We start from the raw sequence: 13,914 nt of genomic DNA on the forward strand, positions 1-13,914 counted from the left end.
GGACGACCTTTCGAGACGGGAACGCAGTGAGTATACCGTCCAGCCGGTACAGTCCGCAGGAATCCGCCCTAGAATGGACGCCGTGCCTGCAGCCCCCGCCCGCGACCGCGTCCTCGACGCGTTCGAGCAGCTCCTGATCGAGCAGGGCGAGCGCGCCGCGACCCTCGATGCCGTCGCTCGTCGAGCCGGCGTCTCCAAGGGCGGCCTGCTCTACCACTTCCCCTCCAAGGACGCCCTCGTCGACGGCCTGCTCCTGCGCCTGGACGCGCGGCGCGAGGAGGACGTCGCGCGGAGTCTCGCCGCTCCGGAGGGAGTGGTCGCCTACCTCCTCCGCACCTCCTTCGCCGCCGACTCGGCCTTCGACCGCACCGTCCTCGCCGTCTCGCGGATCGCGCAGGGACACGACGAACGCGCCAGCGGCGGCCTCGCGCGGATCCACGACAGCTGGAACGAGGTCGTCGCCGATGCGGTGGGCGACCCACTCATCGCCCGCGCGATCGTCCTGATGAGCGACGGCCTCTACTACAACTCCGCGCTACTTCCCACTGGCCAGGAGTCGCGCGGCGAGGCCGAGGACGTCCTCGCGGTCGTCGAGCGCCTCCTCGGCAGCTGAGCCCGAGTCAGAGCCGCGTCACCAGCCGCTCCCGGTCGAAGCGCCGCACCACGGCGAAGAACAGGGCCAGGTCGACCAGCACGAGCACGACCGCGCCGACCCCGGCGACGGCGAGGTTGAAGAGCGAGAGCCCCGCCGTCTGCGCGACGACCAGCCCCACCAGCGGAAGCACCAGGAAGGCGGCGGTGCCCTGCGCGCCCTGCACCGTCGTCGCTCGCTGCGACACCGCCACGATCAGGCAGATCGCGAGGAAGGCGATCAGCGGAGCGAGTACGAATGCCGAGACGAGCCAAGTGGCGGTCGGGAAGACGAGCCCGCCGAACAGCGGGTAGCCCACCAGATTCACGACGAGGCCGTAGAGCAGGAACGCCGCCCAGGTGATGAGCACCGCGGGGATCAGCGAGACGAGGATCTTCGCCAGCACCAGTTCACTGTTGGTCAGCGGCGTGTAGAGCAGCCCCTCGATCGTCCGCTTCTCCTTCTCGCCCACGAAGCTCGCGCTCGCCGTGACGCTGGCCACCATCACCGGGATAAGGAGGAAGATCGGCGCGAAGAAGTAGATCACCATCGCGTAGGCGGTGGACTGCGCCAGGTCGTAGTCGGCGGGGACGATGCCTGCGGGCAGGTTCGCGAGGAACTGCTGCATTCCGTTGATCGACGCCATCAGCGTCTGGTTGCTCCCGAGGAGGAGCACGAGCACCGGGAGCACCGTGACGAAAAGAATCGGCACGACGATGATCGGGGCGAGTGCCTGCTTGTTGCGCAGGATCTCGCGGAAGTCCTTCTGGACGAGGGCGGTGACGCGGCGGCGGTTCATCGTTCTGCTCCGATGGTCGTGAAGTAGTACTCCTCGATGGTGTGGCGCCGAGGGAGGATCGAGGTGAGGCGGACGCCTCCGCCGACGAGCGCCTGCACCAGGGCGGGGATGTCGGCCTCGGACCGCACGCGCAGGGTCAGGACGCCGTCGTCGGAGGTGGGCGGTGCGGAGGCGGCGCGCGCGATGATCGCGAGGGCGGCGGCCGGGTCCCCGTCCACAGTGAGCTGCACCGTGGTGTCCGGCCAGCGCTGCTCGAGGAGCTGCGCGACGGGGCCCGAGGCGACCAGTCGGCCGCGGTCGAGGATCCCGATGCTGTCGCACAGCGTCTCCAGGCCCTGCAGCTGGTGAGTGCAGATCACGACCGCGACCTCGCTCGACGCGGTCAGCGACGAGAGGTGGCCGATCAGGTCGGCGGCGGCCTCGGGGTCCAGCCCTGAGGTGGGCTCGTCCAGGAACAGCACATCGGGCTCGTGCAGCATCGCCCGGGCGATCGCCACCTTCTGCCGCATGCCCTTGCTGAACGAGCCGAGCACGTCGTCCGCCCGGTCCGAGAGGCCGAACAGCTCGAGCACCTCGTCGATGCGCGCGATCCGGCGGGCCGTCGACATCCCGAACAGCTCGCCCCAGGCCGTGAGGTTGTCGCGGACGGTGAGCAGGTCGTAGAGGTTGCCGTCGGTCTGCACGCCGATCCGGTGGCGGAGGCGGTCAGCCGACTCCGCTGTGAGCGCCTCGCCGAACAGCTCCACGGAGCCGGCGGTCGGAGTGAGCAGCCCCGTCAGCAGGCGGACCGTCGTGGTCTTGCCCGCGCCGTTGGGTCCGAGCAGGCCGAACGCGGATCCGCGCCGCAGCGAGAAGGACACGTCGTCGACCACGGTCCTTGCGCCGAGGGTCTTGGTGAGGCCGTGCACGCCGATCAGCTCCTCGGAGCGGTGCGCGGTCGGCGTCTGGGTCGCTGTCTCGATCATGTGCTTCGATGTCCGTTCGATCGGATGCGGATGAGGAGGACGCTCGCGATCGCGACGGTCAGGACCGCGAGCGAGACGAGAACGGCGCCCCACTGGTCGGGCCCGTCACCGGCGATCAGGCCGGAGGGCGAGAGCAGGGCGGTCGGGGACCACTGCTGGAACCCCTCCGCGCCGGCGAAGAGCCCACCGAGGAAGACGACGGCCGCGACGGCGATCGCGGAGAGGAAGGGAGCGTTCGTCCGGCACGCCAGGACTCCGGCCAGGAGGACGAACACGACGAGCGCGCCGGCCTGCAGGGCGAGCCCTCCGACGAGGAGTCCCCCGTCGAGGTCGGGGTGCAGGACCACCGTCTCGTACCCCGCCATCAGCGCGCCGGCGAGTGCCCCGATCGAGGCGACGATCGCCGAGACCGCGAGCCGCGGGCCGAAAATCTGCCACGGACCCGTCGCCCGCGAGCGGTAGAACAGGCGCAGGCGCTCATCCGGCCCGAGCGCGCAGGCCCAGCCGACCAGGTAGCCCGAGAGCAGCAGGGCGAGCTGCGACGAGTTCTTGAAGTAGGAGTCGACGAGGTTCTGCCAGGTGGGCGCCGAGACGGTGATGGTCACGGTCTCGGTCGCCCCCAGCGCGCCGAAGATGTCGGCGCTGTACTCGGCGATGAGCGGCGACGTGATGCCGGAGAAGAGGAACAGGAGTGCCACGACCAGCAACCTCCGCGTGCGATTCCAGCGCTTGAACTCGACGGAGAGGCTCACGACCGCTCCCCCGCCCCGGCCTCGGCGAGCGCGCCGATCCGGTTCATGAACGCCTGCTGCAGCGAGTTCTCGCCGAAACTGATCGAGCGGATGTCGCCGCTGCTGCGCGCGATCACCGCGAGCAGCGGCTCGACCGACCCCATCGGCACGAGCAGCTCGCGGACGGAGCCGAGGGCCGGCTCCGACGCCACCCCTGCCGTCGCGAGGCGGGCACGGAAGGCCGACGCGTCCTCGAACGAGGACACGACGATGCTCGAGCGCACCGAGGCGGATTCGATGAACGCACCCTTGTCCCCCGCGAAGACGAGGTGTCCGTGGTCCAGGACCACGAGTCGATCGGCCACCGAGTCGACGTCGGTGAGGATGTGGCTGGAGATCACGACGCACATCTCGCGGCCGAGGCGGCGCACGATCTCGAGGATCGCCTCGCGCCCGACCGGATCGAGGGCGCTCGTGGGCTCGTCGAGGATGAGCAGCGAGGGTCGGCGCACCAGCGCGGCGGCGATCCCGAGCCGCTGCTTCATCCCGCGCGAGAACCCGCCCACCCGGCGCCGCGCGGCGTCCTGCAGCCCGACCCGCGCCAACAGGTCCCGGATCGCGCGCCGCGTGGCGACTCCGCTCGCAGGCGCGCCGAGCCGCGCCGACTGCGCCATCACCTCGAGCGGCGTGAGGAACGGCTCGAAGCTGGGGGTGTCGGGGCAGTAGGCGATCTCGCCGGAGCCGCGCTCGATCCGCCCGGAAGTGACCGGAATCAACCCCAGCAGCGCGTGGATGAGCGTCGTCTTCCCCGCGCCGTTCACTCCGATCAGGCCGTGCACACCGGTCCCCGCGAACGAGCAGTCGACGCCGTCCAGCGCCGTGAACGAGCCGAACCGTACCGTGGCACCATCGGCGCGGACCAGCACGCTGCTCCTGGGCCGCACCTCGGTCCCGCTCTGCACCTCGCTACTGGGCTGCACGCTGCTCGGTCCGGCCGAAGATAAGGTAGAGGATTCCGCCCAGGGGGATCGAGATCGCGCAGATGATCGCCCACGCCCACTTCGGCAGGTACCGGGTGCCCGCGCTGCGAATCAGATCGACGTAGCAGTAGATCAGGAACGCCAGACCGAGCAGCAGGACGGGGAGCAGGATTTCGATCTTCATGACATCACCTTCGGTCTCAGGGCTTCACTGATCTGCTGGAGGTCGTCGAGGGCCGCCTCGTCGCCGTGCACCGTTGCCACCGCCGTCGGGTTGACGACCACCTCGTCGATGCCGTGCCCGCCGATGTCGCGGATCTGCTCCGCGACCTCCTGCGCGTCGCCGACGACGAAGACGTTCCGGCGCACGAGCTCGCGCGCGCCGGAGGCGATGTCGGAGGGGTGCGCGTCGATCCCGGCGCGGCGGAGCATGTCGGAGTAGTGGAAGCGCGCCAGGTGGTTCGAGCAGCCGGCCTGCGCGAGCAGGTTCGGGGAGCGTCCCGGCCCGGTGAGGGCCACGTGCACGTTGGTCACCACCCGTGCCCGGGAGCCGTCCGCGCGCGTCAGGCGCGGCAGGAGGACGTCGCGCACGTAGGTCCGCGGCGTCATCCAGGTAACGACGAAGTCGACCAGATCGCGCGACCGCGACGCCATCCCGGGCCGCAACACCCCGGTCCCCACCTCGACCGGTCCCGTCTCGAACGCGGGGAGCCGCGCCTCACGGGCCTCCAGGCCGGGCTCGACGCTCGTCACGGAGCGTCCGGCGAGCAGGTCGCGGACCATGCCCGCGTAAGCGGCGGTGTAGCTGGCCGGGCGCTCCAGCGGAGCCCCCCTGGTCGCCATCACGAAGTCCGGGTCGGAGGCGCCATAGGCCACTGCGACGGGGCGGCCGAGGACCGCTGCGAGCGAACGCGCCTGGAGCGCAGCGTCATACGGCGTGCGCAGCGGAGCCAGCGCGGTACCGATCCCGACCGGGACCGCGTCCTCCGTCCCGCCGAGGCCGGCGAGGGCCATGTGGCTCTCGATCTGGAAGGACTGGCCCGTCCACAGGCGCGCATAACGACCCTCCCGGACGGCCCGGGCGTAGCGCCGGACGATCCCCGGACCGCTCGGCTGATGCGGGCAGAGCAGCGAGATCTCGCTCACGCGGCACGATCCCCACTCGCGCCGGGCGCGAGGTTGCGGGCGACGTCATCCGGATCGATGCCGGCCTCGACGAGCGCGTCGCGGAGGTGTTCGACCAGGGAGCCGCCCGCGGTCACGGCGGCGGCGACTCCGACGGCCAGTGCGGCGCACCGGCTCTCACCGAAGCTCTGCTCTCGCCCGGAGCGGAGCGGATCCGCGGCGACCCGCAGCCCCGGGACGACCTCTGCGCACAGCGGCGACCCGCTCGTCTCGGCTCCCGAGGATGCCACGAGAGCGCTCAGCGCCGCGGCGACCGCGTCCGCGTCGACCGAGGAGTAGTAGACGAGGGAGTCGTTGCGCGGGAACGCGTCCGGCCGCGAGAGCATCTTGGTGCGGAACGAGAGGCCGAGCCGCACGAGCTCGTGCACACTGGCGGCCCAGAATGCGAGAGCCTCGTCCGGGTCTTCGACCCGCACGTAGTGACGCAGCATCGATCCGGGGGCCGCCGGCCGGTCGGCGCGCTCGTGCACGAACATGAAGAAACCCGGAGTGAGATTCGGGCGCAGGCACGAGACGCGCGCGTGTCGGGCTCCCAGCGACTCGGTCAGCTCCTCGTCGTCGAACCGCACGCGCACACGGTGCAGCTCGACGACGCCTGCGACAGCGGCGGTTCCGAGCGGGGCCTCTACGGGCACGCTGACGCCTGGATCCGGCAGGGCCGCTCGGATCTCCTCCTCGAAGGCCTCGTCGGGAAGCAGCGACGTCGTCGCGAACACGTCCGGGTTGCCCGCGTGCAGCGTGGCGTAGAGCCAGGTCGACAGTCCGCGCCGGGGATCCAGGGCGTCGAGGTCGAGGCGCGCGTCGCCGAGCATCAGCACCCCGCGATCGGCATCCAACTCGAGGAGCCCGGCGAGTTCGGCCGCCGAGGGCCCCGCGGCGCTCATGCGCTCACCTCGCCTAGGAGGAGAGCGGCGCTGCCCGGCTCGAGCATCGCCTGGCGGCCGATGCCGGCCAGCGCTCGGTCCGAGGCCGACATCGCGTACGAGAGCATTGACCGCGCAATGACGCGCTCGATCACGTACCAGCCGACGCCCCGGGCGATCTCGTCGCGATCCAGGTCCTGGTCGGAGCGGCTGCGGTATCCCGCGAGGATCGCGGCGGCCACCGGCCGCGCTCGGTCGAGCATCGTCTCGCCGCGCTCGAGCAGAAGATTGTGGAAGTCCAGCGGCGAGCTCTCCGGCGAATCGACTCCGGTGAAAGCGCGCGCGATCGCGTCGAAGAGCACCGCCCCGAGCAGCCCCGCGACATCGCGGTGCGCGGGAGCGACGGTGAACTCCTCCCAGTCGATCAGGACCGGCTCATCGTCGGCTCCGACGAGGAACTGATCCGGGCGCAGATCGCCGTGCGAGGGCACCACCTCGAATCGGCGCTGACCCGTCGTCCAGGTGCGGACGGCCTCGACCAGCTCGGCGTCGTGCTGGAACAGCCGCCAGCACTCGAGCTCGCCGCCGCTTGCCCGGGCGTAGGCGTCGGGGCTCAGCCAGTCGAACCCGTGCAACGGCTCGTCCTCCGAGCCGTCGGTGTCGAGGGAGGGATGCAGCCCCGTGATCGAGTGCAGCTCGCCGAGGATCGCGCCGGCCCGGCCGAAGAGGCGCTCGGCCTCGTCCGTGTCCTGGGCGCTGTCGAGCACCTGCTGGAGCGAGCGCGCCTCGAGCAGATAGGGGAAGACGACCGTCCGCGCCTCGGCGTCGCTCGAGAGCATCGCCGGCGAGAACGTCAGCTCCCGCGCGCGACGGACCTCTTCCCAGTGCAGGGTGTTGCGGAAGCGCCGGTCGGCGTCGGCCCGCTCACCTGAGAACACTTTGCGGAAAACCAGGCCCTCCGCAGACGTGACAACCGTGGAGCGGTTGCGCCCCACCAGCCTGTCCGTGATCGCCTCGGTCAGCATCAGATCCCCCTCGTTCCGTCGCTCCGCGACATGTCCCCCGTCGAGAGCACCGCCTCGGCACACGCGAATGCATAGACTTCCTCGATCGCGCCGAGCGGCTGATCTCCATTCAAGCAGAAAGTCAGTCCTTTCACCGAATCGGGAGTCACGAGCAGCCAGGAGCCGGCGAGCACGCCGGGTGCGGAGCCGCCTTTGAACTGAATGATCGGAGCGGTTTCCCATCGATTCTCCGTCAGCCACGGAGTCCACGGCCGCTCGGACAGGCGACGCATCACGCTGTCGATCGACTCGGGCGTCACGAAGTAGTCCAGCCCGTCCGGGTATCGGATGTCCTCGAGAGCATTCGCGCGCAGGAGGGCGTCGACAGTAGCATGATCGGCCGCGGGATCCGCTGCCGCACCCCAGGCGCGACGGTAGTAGTCCCTGGTCGAGAGCAGTGGAGTATTCAGCGCGCGAGACAGGCCGTGCGACTCGGCTGTCGCGAGTATTCTCTCCGCGCCGAGAATGCGGAGAAGAATGTCCGCCGCACTGTTGTCGGATCGCAGGACCATCAGCGAGCAGAGGTCACGGAGCGACACCGACCTGCCGATATGCGCCGGAGTCAGGCCGCTGCTGAGATACGAGATGTCCGATGCCCGGATGACGCAGTCGGTGGCGAGAGAGAACTCGCCGGACTCGACGGCACCCAGCGCCGCGTCGAGGAGGAACAGCTTCATCAACGACGATCCGGCGACGACCTCGGCACCCGAGCGGTCGAGCCGGGCCCCGTCGCGGATCAGCACCGAGACCGTTCCCGCCACGTCCGACAGCGCGCCGCGAAGGTCGTCCGCGTCGGCGAGCGGGGGAACCGCAGCGACCAGCCGGAGGCCCTCGAGGCGGCCCTCCGCGGTCTCCTGCACGTAGACGATCCCCGCGATTCCGGCCTCGGACTCGACGTGGACGGCGGTCAGCTGGTCGGATTCGCGCGTCGAGCGCACGACTCGTGGCCGGCTGAGGCGGATCGCCTGGACGGTCTGGAGCACGGCCGAGGCCGGGCCGATCCGGTGCGCAGGGCTCAGGCGGCGGTCGATGTCGTCCTGCGAGACCGGCTCGCTGGACGTGATCAGGTCGATCGCCGCGGCCGTCGTCGGGCTGGTCGTCATCACCGGAGGCCTCGCAGTTCCTGTCGTGTTTTCGGGCGGTGAGGTCTGGATGGCGCGGTGGCGGTCACCTCCCTCGGGGAAGCGCACACTGTCCGCCTCTCGCTTCTCCTTCCTCAGAGAAGGGCAGGAGAAAGGAGGCGGGTGGGAAAGAATGCTCCTCGAAGAAGCGAGTCACGAGAAGTCAGCGCCGAGCCGCCCCGGGGACGGCTCGGCGCCGATCAGGAACCCGTCCTCAGACGGATCAGGTCCAGGACCAGGACCAGGAGAACGACAGCGAGTAGCTCACGCTGACGCTGAGGCTGACCGACGTTCCCACGTCACCCAGCTCTGCGTCGTTGAGCACGATGCTCTGGATCTCCGTCGGCGATGCGTAAGCGGTGTAACCGCTCAGCAGGCTCCGTTCCATGACTTCCCCCTTGCTTGTTTGTGAATAGGAATGCCCACTAGTTCCGACGCTTTCGCCACCCTCCCCAGCAAGCTCTCGCACACTAGCAGTACGTGACATCATCAGGTCAAGACCCGAATGGAGTAATACTTATGCGCTCACTGATCGCTACTGCTCTCTTGACAGGATTCGACACAGAGGGCATACGCGCGCTTCGCGCGCGCGCGGTGAGAAATGCCCAGGACTCGGCCGGAGAAGTCATCGTCTTCGTCGATCGCGCACTCCTCTCGGGCCCCGGGCCGACCTACGTTCTCGACACGCTCACGCGAGAACAGATCCCGACGTCGGTGCACCCGGTGAGCGGCTTTCCGACCATCGATGCCGTTCTCGAAGATGCACGCTTGCTACGAGGTTTCTCAGCTGTGTTAGCGTTGGGCGGGGGTTCGGTGATCGACCGGGCGAAGCTGGCACGAGCAGCGGCGGAGGGGGCCGACCTGCAGGCGGCGACGTCGATGGCTCCGGGACACGCTGTGCTCGAGACCGCGCGCTCACGTCTGCCGTTGATCGCGATGCCGACCACGCTCGGCACCGGATCCGAGCGCAACAGCAACGCCGTCCTCGCCGCGGGAGATCGCCGCTTCCTGGTGTCAGGATCGGTCCTGCTTCCGGAGGCAGCCGTGCTCGAGCCCGCACTGACCCGCTCCCTCAGCGCCGCCGCAGTACTCTCCGGCGTCTTCGAGGCCCTCGCGCGGACGCTCGAGCCCTACGCGAGCCCGACAACGCAGGCCGGTGCTGACCAGCTCGCGCTCGCCACCGCCGGCCGGCTCGCTGTCCTGGGCGACGCCGTCGCCTCCGGTCCGAGCGGACCAGCGGCCGAGGAGACTCGGCTCGAGATCGCCCGTCTGAGCGGCCTCAGCCACGCCCCTGCGATGCATGCGGGCCGCGCAGCGTTCGCGTTCCCCGGCTGGTTCCTGGCGCACGAGCTCGCCTCTGTCACCGGAGTGTCCAAAGTCGGCTGCCTGGCCGCCCTGCTGCCGGCGATCGACCGGCGCGCCCGGGCCGACGCGCGGGTCTGGGGAGCGCCTCGCCGCCGTGCCGCCGCGTCGATGGCGGTCCTGAGCGCACTCGGCCTCCCGTCCGGAGACGAATCGGCACTGGCCGTCCTCGCCCAGCGCTGGTCGCTGGTCGTCCCCCTGGGCGACATCGACGTCGAGGCTCTAGCCACCCGGATCCTGTCGGCGTGGGGACCGCCGTCACCGCACCTCGCCCGCGTCGGTCGAGACGAGCTCGTCGCCGTGCTGACGGAGGCGACGGACGCCACCCGTGCGCCGATCGCTCCCCGCGCGCCAATCTCTCCCCGCGCGGCTGAAGGATCAGCCACGGACGGCCGAGGACCGCGCCCGTCTTAAAGGAGCACGACCCCGTCGATCCGCGTCACCGTCGCGCCACCGACCCCGATCTCGCCGCCCGCGCGCTCGACGCGTGCCGACCTCCGGGAGGAACGCCCGCACCTCGATCGCGCACTCCGCCATCGCCGCATCCGCGATGCCGTCGCCGTCGACGACCACCGCCACCGGGTTGCCGCGGAACGGCTCGACGCCGACGACGTCGACCTAGGCGAAGCGCCGCGTGCTCACTGCTCGGTGATGTCGATCTCCTGCATGAGGTCGGCGTCGATCGCGATGCGGACCTTCTCGAGCAGGCCCTCAGGGGCGGGCGAGTCGATGGTGATCACCGAGAGGGCCGTGCCGCCCGCCTCGGTGCGCGCGATCTGCATGCCGGCGATGTTGACCGCCGCGTCGCCGAACTCGCGGCCGTAGACCGCGACGATGCCCGGTCGGTCGACGTAGCTCATCACGACAAGGTGCTTCGCGAGGGGCACTTCGACGTCGTAACCGTTGATCGCGACGATCTTCTCGACCTGCTTCGTGCCGGTCAGCGTGCCCGAGACCGAGATCTGCGAGCCGTCCGAGAGCGCCCCGCGCAGCGTGATCACGTTGCGGTACTCGTCCGAGACCGCGTCGGTGATCAGGCGCACCTCGATCCCGCGCTGCTCCGCGAGCACCGGCGCGTTGACGTAGGACACCGTCTCCGAGACCACGTTGCTGAACACGCCCTTGAGCGCCGCGAGCTTGAGCACCTTCACGTCGTAACCGGCGAGCTCGCCGCGCACCTCCACGTCGATCGACGTGACCGGCGAGTCCGCAAGACCCGAGAAGACCTGGCCGAGCTTCTCGATCAGTGGGATGCCCGGGCGCACGTACTCATCGATCACCCCGCCGGCGACGTTCACCGCGTCGGGCACGAGCTCGCCCGAGAGCGCGAGGCGCACCGAGCGGGCGACCGAGACTCCGGCCTTCTCCTGGGCCTCGTCGGTCGAGGCCCCGAGGTGCGGAGTGACGACCACGTTCTCGAGGGCGAGCAGCGGTGAGTCGGTCGGCGGCTCCTTCACGAACACGTCGAGCCCGGCGCCGGCGATGGTCTTCGCGACCAAAGCACGGTGCAGGGCGTCCTCGTCGATCAGCCCGCCGCGTGCGACATTGACGAGGAACGCCGTCGGCTTCATCAGCGCCAGCTGCTCGTCCGAGATCATGCCGGTCGTCTCGGGAGTCTTGGGCATGTGGATGGTGATGAAATCGCTCTGCGCGAGTAGCTCCTCCAGCCCCAGGAGCGTGACGCCGAGCTGCTGTGCGCGGGCGCTGGTCACGTAGGGGTCGTAGGCGACGACGGTCACGCCGAAGGCCTGCAGGCGCGCGGTGATCAGAGCACCGATGCGACCGAGGCCGATGATGCCGACGGTCTTCTCGTACAGCTCGACGCCGGTGTACGTCGAACGCTTCCAGAGGCCTTGCGCGAGCGCGCTGTGGGCGGCGGGGATGTGGCGGGCAAGGCTCAGGATGTGCCCGACGGTCAGCTCGGCGGCCGAGATGATGTTCGAGGTCGGCGCGTTCACGACCATCACCCCCGCGGCGGTCGCGGCGGCGATGTCGACGTTGTCCAGGCCCACGCCGGCACGGGCGATCACCTGGAGCGAGGGAGCGGCGGCGATCGCCTCGGCGTCGACCTGCGTCGCCGAGCGCACGAGAATCGCGTGCGCCGTGGCGAGAGCGTCGAGGAGCGCCGGACGGTCGGTGCCGTCGACGGAGCGGACCTCGAAGTCGGGACCGAGCGCGTCCACGGTGGCGGGCGAGAGTTCTTCGGCGATCAGGACGACCGGCTGTGTCACGAGAGGCGCTTCCTTCGGAGAGGGGACGGAGTGGGCACCGAGGCGGGAGCGTCGGCAGCCCCCCGTCACTGTAGCGGAGGGGTGCAGGCGTCCCGCGCCGGATGACGCGCGGAGAGTCAGCTCAGCGATGCGGACGGTCAGACCAGGGAGACCAGGCTCTCGACTCCCAGGATCAGCTGCACGTCGAGCGAGAGCACGGCCGAGAGGCAGAGCGCCGCGGCCAGCAGACCCGCCCTCGCGGCGAGGCCGCGCCGGCGACCGAGCACGAGAGCGACGACGAAGCAGACCACCGGCAGCACCAGAGCGAGCAGCAGCACGGTCCAGCCGGTCGGAGTCAGATCGGTGTCCAGTAGCGCCGCGTAGCTGCGCAGACCGATCAGGTTGCCGATCGCCTCCCAGACGTCCCAGGCGAAGAAGAGCGCGAAGGCGACGGCGATGAGCACGGAGGCGACGAGGCGCCCGCCCCTCCGGTCGCCGCGGCCGGTCCCGCCGAGAGTGGCCCGGGTCGAGTCGGTCATCACGCCCCCTTCAGGAACGGCAGCGGAGCGAGCAGAACGAGCCCGGCAACGAGCCAGAGCACGCGGGCACGCACTCGGGAGTCGCGGGTGACGAGCAGCACGACGGCGAACCACACCGGCGGTGCCGCGACCGCGAGCCACAGTCCGAGCGTGTACATCCCCTGACCCAGCCCGTCGCCCGGCTCGAACCGCTGGACGACGGTCGGCCCCTGCCGCGTCGCCGTGATCGCCCAGGCGATGGCGTACAGGAGGTAGAGCCCGGCGGCGATGCCCGAGGCGATCAGCAGAGCGGAGGAGGAGGCCGCGTCGTCCGCGGAATCGTCGTCCCCGGAGTCGTCCCCCTCGTCGTTAGCCGCGCTGTCGCCCGCGCGGTTCGCTGAGGAGCCCGCCGCCCGCTGCGCCCGGCGCGCTCGCGCCTCGCCCGCAGCGAGGGTCGGATCCGCGCCCTCACCCGCCCACTCCAGCGCCTCGTCGTCCTCGTCCTCCATGCTCGGGACGGGTGTCTCGCCCCGGGTCGCCGGGTCTTCGTCCTCCGGGGAGCGGCCCGGTCCACCATCGATCACCGCAACACCCTAGCCGCGCGCAGCTCGCAGGAGGCTCGGAGCCCGCCGCCTCCCCGACGCCCGTCGGACACCCGGCGTTCTCCCCCGGCAGAGAGGCTGAGCGGATGGACGACCGCCGCCGCCGCTTCGTCGCCCTCGGTGACTCCTTCACGGAGGGAGTCGGCGACCCGCACCCGCGCCTGCCGAACGGTGTGCGCGGCTGGGCCGATCGCGTCGCCGAGCGCCTGGCGAAGGCCGAGCCCGGCTGGGAATACGCGAACCTCGCCATCCGCTCCAAGCGCCTCGCGCAGATCATCGACGACCAGCTCGCCCCGGCCCTCGCTCTGCGTCCCACCCTGGTCACGCTCTACGCGGGCGGCAATGACATCCTCGACCTCGGCACTGACACCGCCGAACTGATCGCCCGCTACGAAACGCTGGTCGACGCCCTCGCGACGACCGGCGCCTCCCTCGTCCTCTTCACCGGCGTCGACATCCCGGGCCTGCCCGCTCCGAAAATGTTCGTGCGCCGCAATCACCTCTACAACAGCGCCGTGCGCAGGATCGCCCGCGAGCGGGGCGCGGTCCTCGTCGACTACTGGGCGATGCAAGAGTTCCACTCCCCCATGCTGTGGTCGGCGGACCGGATGCACCTCTCCAAGCGGGGCCACCGCGTCCTCGCGGGCCGCGTGCTCGACACGCTCGGCGTCCCGCATACGATCTCGACCGGTCCGTGGGAGGCGCCCGAGCCGCTCCCCCTCCGCGAACGCCTGCGCGAGCAGCGCCGGTGGGCCGCCGACTGGGTCCTCCCCCTCGTCGGCCGCAAGCTCCGCCGGGTCACCCTCGGCGACCACCTCTCTCCCCGCTGGCCCGACCCCGTCCTCGTGCCCCCCAAGGGCGGCCTCCGCCGCCTCCCCCACCC

Annotated in this window: 16 protein-coding genes; 3 read left to right on the forward strand and 13 right to left on the reverse strand. The window is 70.5% G+C overall.

Annotated features, from left to right (window positions below; all coding sequences use genetic code 11):
- Positions 1-73 precede the first annotated feature (73 nt).
- The gene (locus tag C5D07_RS13105) at positions 74-613 is read left to right on the forward strand and encodes a TetR/AcrR family transcriptional regulator (RefSeq protein ID WP_068252211.1); all 540 of its coding nucleotides are present in this window, start codon (positions 74-76) and stop codon (positions 611-613) included.
- Positions 614-620: 7 nt separating this feature from the next.
- Here the strand turns inward: C5D07_RS13105 and C5D07_RS13110 are convergent, their stop codons facing one another.
- From C5D07_RS13110 to C5D07_RS13155, 10 genes are all read right to left on the reverse strand, one after another.
- Positions 621-1,430 carry an ABC transporter permease subunit gene (locus C5D07_RS13110; RefSeq protein WP_068252208.1) on the reverse strand — a complete coding sequence of 270 codons (810 nt, stop codon included), beginning with the start codon at positions 1,428-1,430 and terminating at the stop codon, positions 621-623.
- On the reverse strand, positions 1,427-2,395 hold the full coding sequence (locus C5D07_RS13115; protein ID WP_068252205.1) for an ABC transporter ATP-binding protein: 969 nt from the start codon (positions 2,393-2,395) through the stop codon (positions 1,427-1,429). The genes C5D07_RS13110 and C5D07_RS13115 overlap by 4 nt, the downstream gene beginning before the upstream one ends.
- On the reverse strand, positions 2,392-3,147 hold the full coding sequence (locus C5D07_RS13120; protein ID WP_104259519.1) for a hypothetical protein: 756 nt from the start codon (positions 3,145-3,147) through the stop codon (positions 2,392-2,394). The genes C5D07_RS13115 and C5D07_RS13120 overlap by 4 nt, the downstream gene beginning before the upstream one ends.
- Positions 3,144-4,052 (reverse strand): ABC transporter ATP-binding protein, encoded by a 909-nt coding sequence (locus C5D07_RS13125; protein WP_068252201.1) that lies wholly within the window; start codon positions 4,050-4,052, stop codon positions 3,144-3,146. The genes C5D07_RS13120 and C5D07_RS13125 overlap by 4 nt, the downstream gene beginning before the upstream one ends.
- A 40-nt stretch (positions 4,053-4,092) precedes the next feature.
- Entirely contained in the window at positions 4,093-4,290 is a 198-nt protein-coding gene (locus C5D07_RS13130; protein WP_068252199.1) for a PLDc N-terminal domain-containing protein, read from the reverse strand.
- Positions 4,287-5,252, reverse strand: coding sequence for an LLM class flavin-dependent oxidoreductase (locus tag C5D07_RS13135; protein ID WP_068252196.1), 966 nt, complete (start codon positions 5,250-5,252; stop codon positions 4,287-4,289). Before C5D07_RS13135 ends, C5D07_RS13130 begins: the two co-directional genes overlap by 4 nt.
- The gene (locus tag C5D07_RS13140; protein ID WP_068252194.1) at positions 5,249-6,175 is read right to left on the reverse strand and encodes a T3SS effector HopA1 family protein; all 927 of its coding nucleotides are present in this window, start codon (positions 6,173-6,175) and stop codon (positions 5,249-5,251) included. The genes C5D07_RS13135 and C5D07_RS13140 overlap by 4 nt, the downstream gene beginning before the upstream one ends.
- On the reverse strand, positions 6,172-7,179 hold the full coding sequence (locus C5D07_RS13145) for a phosphotransferase (RefSeq protein ID WP_068252192.1): 1,008 nt from the start codon (positions 7,177-7,179) through the stop codon (positions 6,172-6,174). Before C5D07_RS13145 ends, C5D07_RS13140 begins: the two co-directional genes overlap by 4 nt.
- Complete coding sequence (locus tag C5D07_RS13150; RefSeq protein ID WP_068252189.1) at positions 7,179-8,321, reverse strand: serine hydrolase; 1,143 nt, start codon at positions 8,319-8,321, stop codon at positions 7,179-7,181. Before C5D07_RS13150 ends, C5D07_RS13145 begins: the two co-directional genes overlap by 1 nt.
- A 241-nt stretch (positions 8,322-8,562) precedes the next feature.
- On the reverse strand, positions 8,563-8,727 hold the full coding sequence (locus tag C5D07_RS13155; protein ID WP_068208500.1) for a signal protein: 165 nt from the start codon (positions 8,725-8,727) through the stop codon (positions 8,563-8,565).
- Positions 8,728-8,858: 131 nt separating this feature from the next.
- On the opposite strand from C5D07_RS13155, the gene C5D07_RS13160 reads away from it, so the two are divergent.
- On the forward strand, positions 8,859-10,115 hold the full coding sequence (locus tag C5D07_RS13160; protein WP_068252187.1) for an iron-containing alcohol dehydrogenase: 1,257 nt from the start codon (positions 8,859-8,861) through the stop codon (positions 10,113-10,115).
- A 224-nt stretch (positions 10,116-10,339) separates the two neighbouring features.
- On the opposite strand, the gene serA is transcribed toward C5D07_RS13160, so the two are convergent.
- From serA to C5D07_RS13175, 3 genes are all read right to left on the reverse strand, one after another.
- The gene (serA, locus tag C5D07_RS13165) at positions 10,340-11,932 is read right to left on the reverse strand and encodes a phosphoglycerate dehydrogenase (RefSeq protein ID WP_104259520.1); all 1,593 of its coding nucleotides are present in this window, start codon (positions 11,930-11,932) and stop codon (positions 10,340-10,342) included.
- 137 nt (positions 11,933-12,069) lie between these two features.
- Positions 12,070-12,450: a hypothetical protein gene (locus C5D07_RS13170; RefSeq protein ID WP_084415822.1), complete on the reverse strand. Its 381-nt coding sequence runs from the start codon at positions 12,448-12,450 to the stop codon at positions 12,070-12,072.
- Positions 12,450-13,013 (reverse strand): hypothetical protein, encoded by a 564-nt coding sequence (locus C5D07_RS13175; protein ID WP_068252182.1) that lies wholly within the window; start codon positions 13,011-13,013, stop codon positions 12,450-12,452. The genes C5D07_RS13170 and C5D07_RS13175 overlap by 1 nt, the downstream gene beginning before the upstream one ends.
- 104 nt (positions 13,014-13,117) lie before the next feature.
- Between C5D07_RS13175 and C5D07_RS13180 the strand changes: the two genes are divergently transcribed.
- On the forward strand, positions 13,118-13,914 hold a 797-nt coding region (locus tag C5D07_RS13180; RefSeq protein ID WP_104259522.1), incomplete at its 3' end, for an SGNH/GDSL hydrolase family protein.

Origin of the sequence: Rathayibacter tritici (assembly GCF_002932875.1) — a bacterium.
Classification (GTDB): domain Bacteria; phylum Actinomycetota; class Actinomycetes; order Actinomycetales; family Microbacteriaceae; genus Rathayibacter; species Rathayibacter tritici.